The sequence below is a fragment of the Lentzea jiangxiensis genome, from assembly GCF_900104175.1.
Classification (GTDB): domain Bacteria; phylum Actinomycetota; class Actinomycetes; order Mycobacteriales; family Pseudonocardiaceae; genus Lentzea; species Lentzea jiangxiensis.
Genome location: NZ_FNIX01000008.1, coordinates 1 through 15,690 on the forward strand (window position 1 = coordinate 1; position 15,690 = coordinate 15,690).

17 protein-coding genes are annotated in these 15,690 nt (G+C 71.4%); 14 read left to right on the forward strand and 3 right to left on the reverse strand.

What is annotated here, in order from left to right:
- The coding region (locus tag BLQ91_RS21765; RefSeq protein ID WP_143022754.1) for a helix-turn-helix domain-containing protein at nucleotides 1-252 on the reverse strand (252 nt) is incomplete at its 3' end.
- Between the two features lie 86 nt (nucleotides 253-338).
- Nucleotides 339-701 carry a DUF4406 domain-containing protein gene (locus tag BLQ91_RS21770; RefSeq protein ID WP_176959883.1) on the reverse strand — a complete coding sequence of 121 codons (363 nt, stop codon included), beginning with the start codon at nucleotides 699-701 and terminating at the stop codon, nucleotides 339-341.
- A 48-nt stretch (nucleotides 702-749) separates the two neighbouring features.
- Here BLQ91_RS21770 and BLQ91_RS21775 point away from each other — a divergent pair, with 48 nt between their 5' ends.
- The 7 genes from BLQ91_RS21775 to BLQ91_RS21805 all read left to right on the forward strand — a co-directional run bounded on the left by BLQ91_RS21775 (nucleotide 750) and on the right by BLQ91_RS21805 (nucleotide 8,106).
- Nucleotides 750-1,490 carry a DeoR/GlpR family DNA-binding transcription regulator gene (locus tag BLQ91_RS21775; protein ID WP_090099228.1) on the forward strand — a complete coding sequence of 247 codons (741 nt, stop codon included), beginning with the start codon at nucleotides 750-752 and terminating at the stop codon, nucleotides 1,488-1,490.
- Nucleotides 1,491-1,600: 110 nt separating this feature from the next.
- Nucleotides 1,601-2,914, forward strand: a complete 1,314-nt coding sequence (locus BLQ91_RS21780) for a cytochrome P450 (protein ID WP_245733722.1) — start codon at nucleotides 1,601-1,603, stop codon at nucleotides 2,912-2,914.
- A 238-nt stretch (nucleotides 2,915-3,152) separates the two neighbouring features.
- The gene (locus tag BLQ91_RS21785) at nucleotides 3,153-4,871 is read left to right on the forward strand and encodes a S8 family peptidase (protein WP_425412514.1); all 1,719 of its coding nucleotides are present in this window, start codon (nucleotides 3,153-3,155) and stop codon (nucleotides 4,869-4,871) included.
- A 67-nt stretch (nucleotides 4,872-4,938) separates the two neighbouring features.
- Nucleotides 4,939-5,568 (forward strand): hypothetical protein, encoded by a 630-nt coding sequence (locus tag BLQ91_RS21790; RefSeq protein ID WP_090099232.1) that lies wholly within the window; start codon nucleotides 4,939-4,941, stop codon nucleotides 5,566-5,568.
- 16 nt (nucleotides 5,569-5,584) lie between these two features.
- The gene (locus tag BLQ91_RS21795) at nucleotides 5,585-6,487 is read left to right on the forward strand and encodes a LysR family transcriptional regulator (RefSeq protein WP_090099234.1); all 903 of its coding nucleotides are present in this window, start codon (nucleotides 5,585-5,587) and stop codon (nucleotides 6,485-6,487) included.
- Between the two features lie 69 nt (nucleotides 6,488-6,556).
- The gene (locus tag BLQ91_RS21800; protein ID WP_090099567.1) at nucleotides 6,557-7,552 is read left to right on the forward strand and encodes a YeiH family protein; all 996 of its coding nucleotides are present in this window, start codon (nucleotides 6,557-6,559) and stop codon (nucleotides 7,550-7,552) included.
- Between the two features lie 20 nt (nucleotides 7,553-7,572).
- Complete coding sequence (locus BLQ91_RS21805) at nucleotides 7,573-8,106, forward strand: cysteine dioxygenase family protein (RefSeq protein ID WP_090099236.1); 534 nt, start codon at nucleotides 7,573-7,575, stop codon at nucleotides 8,104-8,106.
- On the opposite strand, the gene BLQ91_RS21810 is transcribed toward BLQ91_RS21805, so the two are convergent.
- On the reverse strand, nucleotides 8,093-8,707 hold the full coding sequence (locus BLQ91_RS21810; protein WP_176959884.1) for a TetR/AcrR family transcriptional regulator: 615 nt from the start codon (nucleotides 8,705-8,707) through the stop codon (nucleotides 8,093-8,095). The genes BLQ91_RS21805 and BLQ91_RS21810 overlap by 14 nt on opposite strands.
- Before the next feature lie 74 nt (nucleotides 8,708-8,781).
- Here BLQ91_RS21810 and BLQ91_RS21815 point away from each other — a divergent pair, with 74 nt between their 5' ends.
- From BLQ91_RS21815 to BLQ91_RS21845, 7 genes are read left to right on the forward strand one after another with little or no spacing between them, the layout of a single operon-like run.
- The gene (locus BLQ91_RS21815) at nucleotides 8,782-9,447 is read left to right on the forward strand and encodes a 3'(2'),5'-bisphosphate nucleotidase CysQ (RefSeq protein ID WP_090099240.1); all 666 of its coding nucleotides are present in this window, start codon (nucleotides 8,782-8,784) and stop codon (nucleotides 9,445-9,447) included.
- Nucleotides 9,444-10,331, forward strand: coding sequence for a sulfate adenylyltransferase subunit CysD (gene cysD, locus BLQ91_RS21820; RefSeq protein ID WP_218130362.1), 888 nt, complete (start codon nucleotides 9,444-9,446; stop codon nucleotides 10,329-10,331). Before BLQ91_RS21815 ends, cysD begins: the two co-directional genes overlap by 4 nt.
- Nucleotides 10,331-12,106 (forward strand): adenylyl-sulfate kinase, encoded by a 1,776-nt coding sequence (gene cysC, locus BLQ91_RS21825; RefSeq protein WP_090099244.1) that lies wholly within the window; start codon nucleotides 10,331-10,333, stop codon nucleotides 12,104-12,106. Before cysD ends, cysC begins: the two co-directional genes overlap by 1 nt.
- A gap of 60 nt (nucleotides 12,107-12,166) precedes the next feature.
- The gene (locus BLQ91_RS21830; protein ID WP_090099246.1) at nucleotides 12,167-13,222 is read left to right on the forward strand and encodes a DUF1214 domain-containing protein; all 1,056 of its coding nucleotides are present in this window, start codon (nucleotides 12,167-12,169) and stop codon (nucleotides 13,220-13,222) included.
- Complete coding sequence (locus tag BLQ91_RS21835) at nucleotides 13,219-14,367, forward strand: sulfotransferase family protein (protein ID WP_090099248.1); 1,149 nt, start codon at nucleotides 13,219-13,221, stop codon at nucleotides 14,365-14,367. Before BLQ91_RS21830 ends, BLQ91_RS21835 begins: the two co-directional genes overlap by 4 nt.
- Nucleotides 14,367-15,146 carry an SDR family oxidoreductase gene (locus tag BLQ91_RS21840; protein ID WP_090099569.1) on the forward strand — a complete coding sequence of 260 codons (780 nt, stop codon included), beginning with the start codon at nucleotides 14,367-14,369 and terminating at the stop codon, nucleotides 15,144-15,146. The genes BLQ91_RS21835 and BLQ91_RS21840 overlap by 1 nt, the downstream gene beginning before the upstream one ends.
- The gene (locus tag BLQ91_RS21845; RefSeq protein WP_090099250.1) at nucleotides 15,143-15,598 is read left to right on the forward strand and encodes an SRPBCC domain-containing protein; all 456 of its coding nucleotides are present in this window, start codon (nucleotides 15,143-15,145) and stop codon (nucleotides 15,596-15,598) included. Before BLQ91_RS21840 ends, BLQ91_RS21845 begins: the two co-directional genes overlap by 4 nt.
- Nucleotides 15,599-15,690: the final 92 nt, after the last annotated feature.

Consider the following 15,690-nt stretch of genomic DNA (forward strand, 5'->3'; position numbering starts at 1 on the left):
TCCCCCGCTCCATTTTGGGTCCAGCGCGTCGAACCCCCGCTCGTTGAACGCGTGGATCACATCACGCACATAGTCGGCGCTGACCTGCATCAACGACGTGATATCGCGGACGGTCTGCCCCTGGCTGGACATCAGTACCACGATCGCCCGACGTAACTTGACCGGGTTCTTCGCGGTCCGGCTGATCCGAGCCAGTTTCCGGCCGTCTTCCATCGACAGCGGCCGGACGAACACTTCCGGACGACGAGCCACAACCACCTCCCGCACTCGACATGCGGGACCAGCCTGCCGGTCAGCCCAGAAGACCGATTACCGGGTCAACGTTCTGGGACGAGCCACTAGGCGGCGCTGTAGCCGGGGATGTCCTCCACGCGGTCGTACACCGGCAGACCGCGCTCACGGGCGATGCGCACGTCCTCGTCCGCGCCCGTCGACTCACCGGGCAGCCGCAGCACGGCGTCGCAGTGCCGGAGCAGGCGTTCCGCCGTCGGGTACAGGATCTCGGAGGCGACCGGGTCGGTCGGCGAGGTGCCGCCGGCGCCGCGCAGCACCGGCAGGGCGACCCATTCGCCGATCATCGGCACGTGGCCGCTGCGGAAGATCGGCCACGCCGCCTCCTCCAGCCGTTCGAGGTTGCGCGCCATCAGTGCGGGGTCGTCCCCGGTGCCCGAGCGGTAAGGCCCTGCGATCAGGATCAGCATGCTCCGACCATAATGTGCAAGACTCGGCAAAAACAAGGAGAAACGTGCATGCTTGCCGCCCAGCGCCGTGACCTGCTGCTCGAACGACTGCGCACCGACGGCCGGATCGTCGCCAAGGACTTGGCCGCCGAAGTCGGCCTCTCCGAGGACACGATCCGCCGCGACCTGCGCGATCTCGCGGCCGCGGGCCTCTGCCAACGCGTGTACGGCGGCGCTCTGCCCGTTTCTCCCGCTATCGCCGATTACGCCACGCGTCAGGGCGTCGAGGTCGACGGCAAGCAACGGGTCGCACGAGCGGCAGCGGCCTTGGTCGAACCCGGCAGCACCGTGATCCTCGACGGCGGCACGACGACTCTCGCGGTGGTGCGCGCGCTGCCGCTCGACCTCGAAGCCACGGTCGTCACGCACAGTCCGACGATCGCGAGTGCGTTGGAGGAGCACGGGAGCGTGGACGTCTACGTGATCGGAGGGCGGCTGTTCAAGCACTCGATGGTCGCGTGCGGTGCCGCTGCCGTGGAAGCCGCACGAGGCGTGCACGCGGACCTCTTCTTCCTCGGCGTCACGGGCGTGCATCCCGAAACGGGCCTCACGACGGGTGACGCGGATGAGGCCGCGATGAAGCGCGCACTCGCCCACCAGGCCGCGGACACCTACGTGCTGGCCAGTTCGGAGAAGATCGGCACGGCCTCGCGGTTCTCCGTGCTGCCGTTCGGCGAGGTCGCCGGGGTGATCACGGACGCGGACAACGACGTCGTGGACGCCTTGGAGGTGCCGGTCATCAGGTGCTGATCCGCGGGTGCGGCGTTCCTCCGGCAGCACACCGTCCCCAGTGGACGCCCGGTTCGCCGTCGGCGGTCGGAACCTTGACTCGGAGCGACCGGCTGGGCACGCTGCGAACCGTGACGAGCCTGGCTGAGGAGCACGTCAAACCGGCGGTGCGCTGGAGCATCGGCCACGCGCTGCCGCGTGCCGTGCTGCGGCTGGCCGCCCGCCGCGGCGACCTGCAGGGCCGCATCACCGTCGAGGCCTCCACCGGCGCCGACCTGACGGGCCTGTTCGACGAGATCCGCGCCCGCGGCCCGCTCGCCGCCACGAAGGTCGGCCACACCACGACCCGGCACGAGGTCGTGAAGGCGGTGCTGTCGGACGACGCGTTCGTCACGGCACGCCCGCGGTTCGGCGCCGGCATCCTCGGCAAGCTGGCGGCCTGGTCCGCCACGGACGTCATGCACCCCGTGCAGCCGCCGTCGCTGCTGGCCGTCGAACCGCCCGCGCACACCCGCTACCGCAAGCTCGTCACACGCGTGTTCACCGCCCGTGCGGTCGAACAGCTGCGCGCCCGCACCCAGGAGATCGCCGACGACCTGCTCGACGGCCTCGACCCCGCGAACCCGGTCGACCTGATCGAGACGTACTGCGGCCTGCTGCCCGTGACCGTGATCAGCGAGATCCTCGGCGTGCCACCGGGTGAACGCGCGACGGTCCTCGCCCTCGGCGCGGCCGCCGCCCCGAGCCTCGACCTGGGCCTGTCGTGGCGGGTGTTCCGCGACGTCGAGTCCACGCTCACGTCGTTCGACACCTGGCTCACGCGTCACCTCGACACCCTGCGCGAGAACCCCGGCGACACCCTGCTGAGCCGCCTGATCACCGCCCGCGAGGACGGCGAGGGCCTCACCGAACGCGAGCTCAAGGCGACCGCCGGGCTCGTGCTGGCCGCCGGCTTCGAGACGACGGTGAACCTGCTGGGCAACGGGATCTCGTTGCTCACCCGGCACCCCGAGCAGCTCGAAGCCCTCCGCGCCCGCCCGGAGCTGTGGGGCAACGCCGTCGACGAGGTGCTGCGGTACGACCCGCCGGTGCTGCTGACCGGCCGCATGTGCGCCCGCGACACGACGGTCGCGGGCGTGGGGGTCCGCCGCGGTCAGCTCGTCACGACCGTCCTCGCCGGCGCGAACCGCGACCCGTCGGTCTTCGAGGACCCGCACGCGTTCGACGTGAGCCGCCCGAACGCCCGCGACCACGTCTCCTTCGGCGCGGGCCGCCACTACTGCCTGGGCGCCCAGCTCGCCCGCATGGAGGGCGAGATCGGCCTGCGGACGATCTTCGAGCGCTTCCCCGGCCTCGCACCGCTCCCCGGCGCGCGCCGCCGTCCGACCCGCATCCTGCGCGGCTTCGAACGGCTGCCGGCGAGCCTCACCAAGCTCACCGGGTGAGTCGCACCCGAGTTCCTGTCGCTGCGGCGGCTGTGGTCGCTCGCCCGGCTGGACATGAGCCGCTTCGCCGGGCTTCTCACGTGCCACGCCTGACGTGCGACGTTCGTAGTGAGCCGAACGGGGCATTTCCGCAACGGCGCGTCCTGAACGCCGTCCGACCTCCTCTAATCGGCATGACGGGCCCCTGCACCCGCGCGGCATGCGCGGGCATCGCCCGCTAGGGAGTGTTGGAGGAACAGTGTTCTTGCGTTCACGTTCTCGCCTGCGCACCGCGGCCATCGCCGCGGTCGTGGGCGCAGGCGTCCTCACGGTGGCGACCCCCGCCGCTGCGGCGCCTCTCGCGGGCACGCGCTCGTACCTCGTCATCACGGCGCCCGGTGCCACCGCCGGTGCCGCGTCGGCCGTCGCGGGCAACAGCGGCACGGTCTGGTCCACCTACGACGCGATCGGCGTCATCGTCGCGCACTCGGGTGCGGCCGACTTCGCCACGAAGATGCGTGCCGTCTCCGGTGTGCAGAAGGTCGGTGCCACGCGCACCAGCGACATCCCCGCCGAAGCCGCCAACCCGCCGATCCCCGCCGCTGCCTCGCAGGCCACGCCCGCGACCACGGAGCCGCTGCGCACGGACATGACCCAGATCGGCGCCGACAAGGCGTGGGCGGTCAACACCGGCTCGGCCGCCGTCACGGTCGGCGTGCTCGACACGGGCGTCGACGACCTGCACGACGACCTCAAGGGGAACTTCGACGCCGCCAACTCCGCGTCGTGCGCCTACGGCAAGCTCGACACGCGTGCGGGTTCGTGGCGTGACACGGACACCCACGGCACGCACGTCGCCGGCACGATCGCGGCGGCCAAGAACGGCCGCGGCATGGTCGGTGTGGCACCGGGCGTGAAGATCGCCAGCGTGCGCATCGCCGAGAAGCCGTCCGGCCTGTTCTTCCCCGAGAACACCATCTGCGCCATGGTCTTCTCCGGTGACCGCGGCTTCGAGGTGACCAACAACAGCTACTACACCGACCCGTGGCTGTTCAACTGCCCGGACAACGCCGACCAGGACGCGATCCTGGAGGGCGTGAAGCGCGCCGTGGCCTACGCCGAGGGCAAGGGCGTGCTCAACGTCGCCGCCGCCGGCAACGAGAACTACAACCTCGCGAGCAAGTCCCGTGACGCGACGAGCCCGAACGACTCCACCCCCGCGACGCGCACCGTCACCAACTCCTGCCTGAGCGTCCCGGCGGAGGTCTCCGGCGTCGTCAGCGTCGCGTCGATCACCTCGTCGAACGCCAAGTCGTCGTTCTCCAACTACGGCACCGAAAAGATCCACATCGCGGCGCCCGGCGACAGCGTCTACTCCACGGTCCCCGGCGGCCGCTACGGCACGAAGTCCGGCACGTCGATGGCGTCCCCGCACGTCGCGGGCGTCGCCGCGCTGCTCAAGTCGGTCGACCCCACCGCCACCCCGGCGCAGCTGCGCACGCTGCTCGCGACCCAGGCGGACGACCTGACCTGCTCCGACACCCGGTGCAGCGGCACCACGGCGAAGAACAACTTCTTCGGCGAGGGCCGCGTCGACGCGCTGGCCGCGGTCGGGACCGGCACGCCTCCCGGCGGCGGCTCGTTCGAGAACACGGACGACGTGGCCATCCCGGACGCCGGCGCCGCTGTGACCAGCTCCGTCACGGTCTCCGGCATCACCGGCAACGCCCCGGCGACGCTGAAGGTCGACGTCAACATCGTGCACACCTACCGCGGTGACCTGGTCATCGACCTGATCGCCCCGGACGGCACGGCGTTCCGGCTCAAGGGCTCGGGCAACGACTCCGCCGACAACGTGGTGACGACCTACCCGGTCAACGCCTCCGGTGAAGTCGCGAACGGCACGTGGAAGCTGCAGGTCCAGGACGTGGCACGGGCCGACACCGGCTACATCAACTCCTGGAAGCTCACCTTCTGATCGGCAAACGGACGAACCTCGGCGGCCGCGGCTAACCCCGGTCCCCGCCCGCAGCGATAGCAGTGACGTGGAACCGGATCTGTGGTCGGTGGCCGCCGAGGCCCTCGACGAGGACGAGCACGCCCTGGTGATGGCGCGGCTGGCGGGCACCGTCGTGCAGCCCGGCCAGACCGCGCGGCTCGCCAGGGGTGAGCGCGACGTCGTGTTCCTGCTGCCCGATCGGCTGGTGCTCGTGCGGCCCGAGCCGTTCTGGACGGGCTCGTACGACCGCGGGGAGGTGGTGCGGATCATCCTCGCCGCCGGTCACGTCCAGTTCGACCTGACCGGCGGCGACAGCCTCGAGTTCTGGATCGACACCGGCCTCTCCCCCGCCGAGCCGTTCGTGGAGCAGGCGGAGGTCTGGCTCGCCCCGCGCAAGAGCTCCCCGGGCGGCGCGGTCATCGGCTTCGGCCTCGCGATCGTGCTCGCGGTGCTGTTCGTCCTCGGCCCGGTCGACCTCGTGCCCGCCGACGACCGGCTCACCGTGAAGTCGAGCTGCGGCGACTTCCTCCGCGCGGGCGTCGACGAGCAGGCCGAGCTGCTCCGGCGGCTCTTCGGACAGGCCGAGGCGGACAAGCCGATCACGCTCGACGCGTCCCGCAAGCACTGCGGCGAGAACAACGGCGCGACGCTCGACTCGCTCGTCACCGGGAAATGAGCCCTACAGTGCGGGAGTGTTCGACACCCGCCAGCTAGAGGTCTTCGCGACGGTCGCCAGGACCGGCTCGTTCAGCGCCGCCGCCCGGCTGCTGCACTGCACGCAGCCGGCGGTGAGCCAGCAGATGCGCGCGCTGGAACGGCAGGTGGGCGGGCCGCTGTTCGTGCGCACCGGCCGGGGCCTGCACCTCACCGAGGCCGGGCGGATCCTCGCCGAACGCGGGTCGGACCTGCTCGACCGGCTCGCGACCACGCACCAGCAGGTCAGTGCGATCGCGACGCACGACATCGGCACCATCCGGATCTGCGCGTTCCCGAGCGCCAACGTCTCGCTCGTGCCCGCGGCGGCGGCGATCCTGGCCGAGGAGCGCCCCCACCTGCGGCTGGAGCTGGTCGAGCAGGAGCCGCCGGACTCGTTCGCGCTACTACGGCGCGGTGAGGTCGACCTGGTGCTGAGCTTCAGCTACCTGGACGAACCGCAGGACGAGGCCACCGTCAACGGCATGCTGACCGTGCCCCTGCTGCGCGAGCCGCTCGCGCTGCTCGTGCCCTCGGGGCACCGGCTGGCCGGCCGGGAGCGGGTGTCGCTGTCCGAGGCGGCGGAGGAACGCTGGATCGCCGGGTGCGTGCGGTGCCAGCGCGCGTTGCACCAGGCGTGCGGGGCGGCGGGGTTCGTGCCGGACATCACCTGCTCGACCGACGACAACCTGGCCATCCAGAGCCTCGTCACCGCAGGTCTGGGCGTCGCGCTCGTGCCGCGGCTGCTGCTGTCGTTCCTGCAGCACCCCGGGCTGACCGCGGTCCGCGTGGAGTCGGCGGCGCAACGGCTCACCTCGCTCTACACGTGGCCGGACCTGATCCGGCTGCCGATCATGCGCGCGACGGTGGACGCGTTGATCTCCGCTTCGGCCACGGCATAAGCGCGTCTTATGGGCCCCCAAGAAATGGCCATCTACTGCCGATAGGTCGCACTGGCCATCGTTGTGGTCATGGGGACCGTCAGGACCACACCGCGCACCACCGACTCCGTGCTGCCCGGCCTCGCCGTGGTGGCGGGCGGGGTCGCGGTCGCGATGGTCGTGTCCTGGCTGCAGCCGTCGATCAGCGCGCTGACGGTCGCGGTGCTGCTCGGCGCCGTCGTCGCCAACGTCGTGGCGCTGCCGCCGTCGGTCGCTCCCGGCATGAAGTTCGCCGGGCGCCGCCTGCTGCGCCTCGGGGTCGTGCTGCTCGGGCTGAAGCTGGTCTTCCACGACGTGCTGAAGCTCGGTTACGAGGTCCTGGCGCTCGCGGTCGTCGCGGTCGTGGTGACGTTCGTGACGACGCGCTGGCTCGGGCGGCTGCTCGGGGTGGGCGAGGGCCTGTCGCTGCTCATCGCGACCGGGTTCTCGATCTGCGGCGCCTCGGCCGTGGCCGCGATGAACAGCGTGCGGCAGCAGGACGAGGAGGACGTCGCCAAGGCGCTCGGCCTCGTGACGCTCTTCGGCACGGTCACGATGTTCGGCCTTCCCGCGCTGTTCCCGCTCACCGGCCTGACCCCGGCGCAGTACGGGGTGTGGGCGGGCGGCAGCGTGCACGAGGTCGCGCAGGTCGTGGCGGCCGCGGGACCCGTCTCCGGCGCACTGGCCATCGCGGTGGCGGTGAAGCTGACGCGGGTCGTGCTGCTCGCGCCGATGCTCGCCGCGGTGAGCTTCGCCGAGCGCCTCAAGTACCCGGCGACCGGGCAACGCCCGCCGCTCGTGCCGTTGTTCGTGCTCGGCTTCCTGGCCATGGCGGCGGTCCGGGCGACCGGCCTGCTGCCCGAGACCGTGCTGTCGGTGGCGACGTTCGTGGACAACGTGCTGCTGGCGGCCGGGATGTTCGCGCTCGGCACCGCGGTGCGCCTGCGCTCCCTGATCCGCTCCGGCCCCGCGGTGCTGCTGCTGGGCCTGCTCTCGACCGTGCTGATCGCCGTCCTGGTGCTGACTGGAACGGTGTTGATCAGCTGACCTCCGAGGAGGACCCGCTCGTGACGCACAGCCTGCTCTCCCCCACGGCCACGCTTCTGGTGGGCTCACTCCGAGCCGCGATCGCGCGCGGCGGTGACGACGAGACCGTCGCCGCGCGGGTGTCGGCGACGCTCGCCGGGCACCTCACCGACCCGTTCCTGCTGAGCGCGGCGCAGCGCGAGCCCGACCCGGCCGCCTACCGCCAGCACGTCCTGCACGTCGAGCCGGACGGCAGCTTCTCGGTCGTCGCCCTGGTGTGGCTGCCGGGCCAGGAGACGTGCATCCACGACCACGTCTCGTGGTGCGTCGTCGGCACGTACGTCGGCGAGGAGGAAGAGACCACCTACCGGTTGCAGGGCGATCGGCTGGTCCCGTTGCGCGTCAACAAGACGCCGGAGGGCGTGGCCTCGTACCTGGTGCCGCCCGGCGACATCCACAAGGTGTGCAACAACTCCAGCTCGGTCGCGATCTCGATCCACGTCTACGGTGCCGACGTGAGCGTGCTGGGCACGAGCATCCGGCGCCGCTACGACCTCCCGATCAGCGAGCGGTGATGCCGCGCTCGATGGCGCCGGTGGCGAACTCGACCAGCTGAGCGGGCTTGACCCGGTTGATCCGCGCGCCCTGCAGCAGCAGGTCGTCGGCGAGGCCGATCAGCGAGTCCCAGACCCAGTGCGGCAGCGCGGGATCGTCGAGCAGCGTCTGCCCGGACGCCTCCGCGGTCTCGCGCAACGCCTTCGCGAGCGCCTTGAGCGTCTTGCGGTAGTCCGACGCCGACCCCGCGGCCTCCTTGCCGCGGCGGCCACCGGAGAGCACCTTGGCCTCCCACTGCGCCGCCGAACGGCCGAACCGCCGCCAGAACTCGGTGACCTGGGGCTCGACCTCCTTCAGGACGCCCGCGACGCCGAGACTCCTGTCGACGGTGGCGAGGGTGTGCCGGATCTCGGCCAGGCGGCGTTGCATCAGCGCCGCGAACACGTCCTCCTTGCCGGAGAAGTACTGGTACACGGTGCCGGGGCTGACGCCGGCGCCGACCGCGATCGCGCGCATGGTCAGGCCCGCGTAGCCCTGCTGCTCGAGGAGCAGCTCGGCGGACGACAGGATGTCGCGCCGCCTGCCTTCCGCGTCACCCCAGGCCGTTCGCTCGGTGCTCACGCCGTCCAGCCTAACGTTGAACAACGTTCAGAAGCATGTTGAACGTTGTTCGGTTTGCTCCTACGCTCGGGTGCATGGCGGAGACCGACAGCGGGCTCGCGAGACGGCTGGCCACCGAGACCGGCCGGCTGCTGGTCCGCGTGCGACCGGGCAACGGCGACCGGACCGCGCAGATCTTCCTGGCCGCGCAGCTCGCGGAGCACCGGCCGGACGACGCGGTGCTGTCGGAGGAGGCGCCCGACGACCTCCGCAGGCTCACCGCCGACCGGGTGTGGATCATCGACCCGCTGGACGGCAGCCGCGAGTACGCCGAGCCCGGCCGCACGGACTGGGCCGTGCACGTCGCGCTCTGGGAACGCGGCGAGCTCGTCGCGGGTGCGGTCGCGTTGCCCGCGCACCGGCCGAAGCCCAGGGTGCCGTACCGGCGGCCCCGGATCGTCGTGAGCCGCACGAGACCACCGGCGTTCGCGCGGCAGGTGGCCGAGGCGATCGGCGGCGTGCTGGTGCCGATGGGCAGCGCCGGCGCGAAGGCGATGGCCGTCGTGCGCGGCGAGGCGGACGCCTACCTGCACGCGGGCGGGATGTACGAGTGGGACTCGGCCGCGCCCGTCCACGTGGCCCGCGCGGCCGGGCTGCACGCCTCGCGCGCCGACGGGCGGCCGTTGCACTACAACCAGCCCGACCCGTGGCTGCCCGACCTGCTGATCTGCCGCCCGGAGCTCGCGGGGGTGCTCACGTGAACCACCTCGACCGCCTGGAAGCCGACAGCATCGACATCTTCCGCGAGGCCGTCGCCGAGAGCGAGCGCCCGGTGCTGCTGTACTCGATCGGCAAGGACAGCTCGGTGCTGCTCCACCTGGCGCGCAAGGCCTTCTTCCCGTCGAAGCCGCCGTTCCCGTTGCTGCACGTCGACACCACGTGGAAGTTCCGGGAGATGATCGAGTTCCGTGACCGCACGGCCGCCGAGCTCGGCCTGGACCTGATCGTGCACCGCAACCCCGACTGCGTGGCCGCGGGCATCAACCCGTTCGACCACGGTTCCGCGCGGCACACCGACCTGTGGAAGACCCAGGGCCTGCGGCAGGCGCTCGACGAGCACCGGTTCGACGTGGCGTTCGGCGGCGCGCGCCGGGACGAGGAAGCCTCGCGCGCCAAGGAGAGGGTGTTCTCGTTCCGGACCGCGCAGCACCGGTGGGACCCAAAGGACCAGCGGCCGGAGCTGTGGCGGCTCTACAACACGCGGGTCGCGCCCGGCGAGAGCATCCGGGTGTTCCCGCTGTCGAACTGGACCGAGCTCGACGTGTGGCGCTACGTCGAGCGCGAGCGGATTTCCGTGGTACCGCTGTACTTCGCCGCGCCGCGCCCGGTGGTCGACCGCGACGGCACGCTGATCATGGTCGACGACGAGCGCATGCCGTTGCACGACGAGCCGCGGCACGAGCTGGTGCGGTTCCGGACGCTGGGCTGCTACCCGCTGACCGGCGCGGTGCGCAGCGAGGCCCGGACGGTGGCGGAGGTCGTCGAGGAGATGCGGACGGCGACGACGTCCGAGCGGCAGGGACGGGTGATCGACCACGACCGGAGCGGGTCGATGGAGCGCAAGAAGCGGGAGGGGTACTTCTGATGGAGCTCCTGCGGTTCATCACCTGCGGCAGCGTCGACGACGGCAAGAGCACGCTGATCGGACGGCTGCTGTACGAGTCGAAGCTGCTCCACGCCGACCACCTCGCCGCGCTGGAGGCCGACTCCCGGCGGGTGGGGACGCGCGGCGGTGAGCTGGACTTCGCGCTGCTGGTGGACGGGCTGGAGGCGGAACGCGAGCAGGGCATCACGATCGACGTGGCGTACCGCTTCTTCGCGACCGAGGCGCGGCGGTTCATCGTCGCGGACACGCCGGGGCACGAGCAGTACACCCGGAACATGGTCACCGGCGCGTCCACCGCCGATGCCGCGGTGATCCTGCTCGACGCGCGCAAAGGCGTGCTCGCGCAGACGCGGCGGCACGCGCGGATCGTGTCGTTGCTGGGGATCCGGCACGTGGCCGTGGCGGTGAACAAGCTCGACCTGCTGGGCTACTCGCGGGAGGCGTTCGACTCGGTCGCCGCGGGGTTCGCGGAGTTCGCGGCGGAGCTCGACTTCGACGAGATCACCTGCGTGCCGATGTCGGCCACCGAGGGCGTCAACGTCGTCGGGCGCGGCGAGCGGACGCCCTGGTACGACGGGCCGACCCTGCTGCGGTGGCTGGAGACCGCCTCCCCGCCGACGAGGCGGGAAGGCCCGTCCCGCTTCCTGGTGCAGTGGGTCAACCGGCCGGACGCGACGTTCCGCGGCCTGTCCGGGCGCGTGCTGGGCGGGACGCTGGAAAAGGGCGAGGCCGTCAGCCTCGGAAACCGCACCACCACCGTGGCGAGGATCGTCACGATGGACGGCGACCTGGACGAGGCACCGGACGGCGCGTCCGTCACCGTCGTGCTCGCCGACGACGTGGACGCGAGCCGCGGTGACGTGCTGGGCGCCGCCGGGGACCCGCCGGGCGTCGCCCGCTCGTTCCAGGCCCGGCTGGTCTGGTTGCACGAGAACGGGTTGCTGCCGGGCAGGCAGTACCTCGCGAAGATCGGAGCGCGCACGGTCGGGTTCACCGCGACGAAGGCGTTGCGGCTCAACGAGATCGGCGTCGACAACGTGCACTTCGACACGCCCGTGCCGTTCGAGACCTACCGCACGAACCGAGACCTCGGCTCGTTCGTGGTGCTCGACCGGCTCTCCAACGCCACCGTCGGCGCCGGGATGATCGACTTCGCGCTGAGCCCGAACGACGTGCGCTGGCGGGCGATGACCGTCGACAAGCAGGCTCGGATCGCCCGCAACGGGCACCGGCCGTGCGTGGTGTGGCTGACCGGGCTGTCCGGGGCGGGCAAGTCCACGATCGCCGACCTGGTCGAGAAGGCGCTGCACGCCGAAGGCAGGCACACGTTCCTGCTGGACGGCGACAACGTGCGGCACGGGCTGAACTCCGACCTCGGGTTCACCGACGCCGACCGGGTCGAGAACGTCCGGCGCATCGCCGAGGTCGCGGCACTGATGGTCGACGCGGGGCTGATCGTGCTGGTCTCGTTCATCTCGCCGTTCCGGGCGGAACGGGCGCTGGCGCGCGACCTGGTGGGCGAGGACGAGTTCTGCGAGGTCTTCGTCGACACGCCGCTGGCCGTGGCCGAGCAGCGCGACCCGAAAGGCCTGTACCGCAAGGCCAGGCGGGGTGAGCTGGCGAACTTCACCGGCGTCGACTCGCCTTACGAACCGCCGGTCGCCCCGGAGGTCAGGCTCGACACGACGGTGCTGAGCCCGCAGGCCGCCGCAGAGGTCGTGCTGGCCCGGCTTCGCGCGCTCGGGGTCTGTTGAACGTTGTTCGGAGTGGTGTAGCTTCAGCTAGAACACGTTCTAGATCCGGGGAGGACTCCCGTGCGGGACCAGACGTGGACGCAGTTCTGCCGGGCGCTGGAGAAGGCCGGTGAGGTGGTCCTGTCCGAGCGCGCGCCGGACACCCCGCTCGACCGTGCGGAGGGCTACCGCTACCTCGCCCGGCTGACCCGCGAGATGCTCTACTCCTGCCTCGACAACGCCGATCCCGACTTCCCGCGGTTCCACGAGCTCGACCTCGTGAAGATCGGCGCGGACAACCCCGACAACGTCTACCTGTCCGCGAACATCCGCGGCGACCGCACCTACCGGATCACCGGGACCCGCGGCACGATCTCGTACTTCAGCATCGGCTCCAAGGCCAACCGGTATGCCGCGGACGGCACGATGGCGTCGACCGGAGAGCTGTCCGACGCCGACCTGACGGTCGCGCCGGACGGCACGGTCGAGATCATCGCGAGCGCCGCCGAACAGCCGGGCAACTGGCTCCCGCTCGCCCCCGACTCGACCGGGCTCGTGGTGCGCCAGACCTACCTCGACCGGTCGTCCGAAACACCCGGCCGGTGGCACGTCGAGCAGGTCGGCGGTCCGGCCGAACCCGCCGCGCCGACACCGGAGTTCGTCGCGAAGGCGTTGCGGCGCGCGGCTTCGTCCGTGCACGGCACCGCGGCCACGTTCGCGCACTGGACGCGGACGTTCATGGCGCGCCCCAACGAGCTGCCGGACTTCGGCCAGGAGATGTTCCAGCGGGCGGGCGGCGATCCGGAGATCTTCTACCTGCACGGGTACTGGGCGCTGCGCCCCGGCGAGGCCTGGGTGATCGAGACCGACGTGCCGGACTGCCCGTACTGGAACTTCCAGCTCGACAACTGGTGGATGGAGTCGCTCGACCACCGGCGCCGGACCACCGTCAACAAGCACACGGCGTCGCTCGTGAACGGCCGGCTGACGATCGTGGTGGCCGCCGAGGACCCCGGGGTGGGCAACTGGATCGACACCTGCGGCCACAGCTCCGGCACCGCTCTGCTGCGCTGGCTCGGCGCGCGCACCCATCCGATCCCGAAGTGCCGCGTGGTGCCCCTGGAGGAGGTCCGATGACGGTCACGACGGCGCTGAACGTGCCGGAACTGCTGGAGAAGGCGTGCGCGAAGACCGGCCTGGCCGACTTCGGCGACGACTGGTTCCGCGAACCGCTCGACGTGCTCGTCCACAGCCTCAACACCGAGGCGGCGCTCTCCCCGCTGGGCTTCGAGCTCACCGGGCACCGGCTCACGGCACTGCTGTGCGACCGGTTGCGGCTGCGCGAGCTGCAACGCGCGCACCCCGAGGTGCTCGACGTCGAGGTGCGGGTGGCCGCGGAGATCTGCGGCCTGCCGCGCACCGGGTCGACGCTGCTGCACCGCCTCCTCGCGGCCTCGCCCCAGGTCACGTCCACGCTGTCGTGGGAGGTCGCCTACCCGCTGCCGTTCCCCGGTGAGGGTCCGGACGCCGCGGTGCGCAAACGCCGGGCGCGGGAACGCATGCGGGTGTTCTCGCAGCTCTCCCCCGACTTCGGCGACCTGCACACCGTCGTGTGGGACGGGCCGGAGGAGGACGTCGTCCTGCTCGACCGGACGTTCGTGTCGATGAGCTTCGACTCGTTCTACCGGGTCCCGTCCTACGGCGACTGGCTGCGTTCGGCCGACCAGCGCCCCGCCTACCGCGAGCTGCGGGAGTGGTTGCAGGTGCTGCGGTGGCAGGACGAGTCGCGCTCGCTGCCGTGGGTGCTCAAGTCACCGCACCACCTGACCGCCGTCGACACCGTGCTGGACGAGTTCACCGGCTGCAGGATCGTGATGACGCACCGGTCCCCGGGCCAGGCGGTGCCGTCGTACGCCTCGATGGTGAGCGCGATGTCCGCGCAGTACAGCGAGGACGTCGATCCGGTCCGGATCGGACGGTACTGGTCCGGCCGGTTCGCCAGGACGCTGGAAGGGTTCGCCGCGGCGAGGTCCGCGCGCCCGGACCGGTTCGTGGACGTGCGGTTCGCCGACACCGTGAGCAAACCCGTCGAGGTCGCCCGCCAGGTCCTCGACGCCCTCGGCCTGCGACCCGGTCCCGCCGACGACGCGGCGTTCGAGGCCTACCTGGAGCGCAACCGCACCGAGCGGCACGGCTCGCACTCCTACGCACCTCAGGACTTCGGCCTGTCCGAGGAGCAGCTGCGGCGCGACTTCGCCTTCTACGAGGAGGTCTACCTGTGATGCTGCGGGACGAGGTCGTGCTGATCACCGGCGTCGGCCCCGGCCTGGGCTCGAAGCTCGCCCTGCGGGCGGCCGCCGAGGGCGCGAAGGTCGTGATGGCCGCCCGGTCCGCCGACGTGATGAAGCGGGTGGAGCAGGACGTCGCCGCCGCCGGTGGCGAGGCCGTGGGCGTCCAGTGCGACGTGCGCAGGCCCGACGAGGTGGCGCGCCTGGTCGCCACCGCCGCCGACCGGTTCGGCGCGATCACCGGCCTCGTGAACTCGGCGTTCGGGCACGCGGGCTTCGCCGACCTGCTGGACACGCCGGAGAAGGCGATCCGGCGGTCGATCGACATCATCCTGTTCGGCGCCCTGAACGTGACCCGCGAGGTCGTGCCGCACATGAAGGCCGCCGGCCGGGGCTCGATCGTGAACATCGGCACGATGACGACCCGCAAGCCGATGCGCGGCGAGGGCGGGTACGCGGCGGCGAAGGCCGCGATGGCGACGGCGACCCGGTTCCTGGCCCTGGAGCTGGGCGAGCACGGCATCCGCGCGAACCAGGCCGTGATGGGCTGGCTGGACGGACCGGGTGTCCGCTCCTACCTCAGGATGACCGCCGGCGCGCGGGGCGTCACCGAGCAGGACGTCTACGACGAGATCGCCGCCCGCAACCCGCTCGGCCGCATCCCGGCCGACGACGCGTGCGCGGGCGCGGTGCTGTTCCTGTTGTCCCGCCACGCCTCCGAGGTGACCGGGGCCGTCCTGGACGTCAACGGCGGGGAGTACATGCCGGCATGAGCGCACACGTGATCGAGTCCGTGGTCGTGGAGATCGACGCGCCCGCCGCGTTCGTGTGGGACGTCCTGCTCGACTACCCGCACTATCCGCAGTGGAACCCCTACACGCTGGCCGTGGCCACGACGCTGGCCGTCGGCTCGCCGATCGACCTGACCCTCCCCAGGCCCGACGGCAGCGAGGGCACCTGGGTGAGCCGCGAGTTCGTCCGCGTGGTCGAGCCACCGCGCCTGCTGCGGTACGACACCGGGGACACGTTCCCCGGCCTGCTGGGCACGCGGGACCAGGTGATCACGCCGTTGCCGGCCGGCCGGTGCGCCTACCGGACGTTCGAGACGTTCACCGGCAGGTACGCCGGGGCGGTGTTCGAGGCGCAGGGCGAGTACGTGAAACGCGGCTTCGACTCGGTCGCGCTGGCGTTGCGGGAGCGGGTGGTCGCGCTGCTCGGGGTGTGAGGGCGTGTGTTCCAGCGGGGTGGTCGCCTCGTCCTGCGTTGAGTAGTCCCACCGATGCCGTCCCCGACCGGTGGCGGCACCCTCGAACCGTG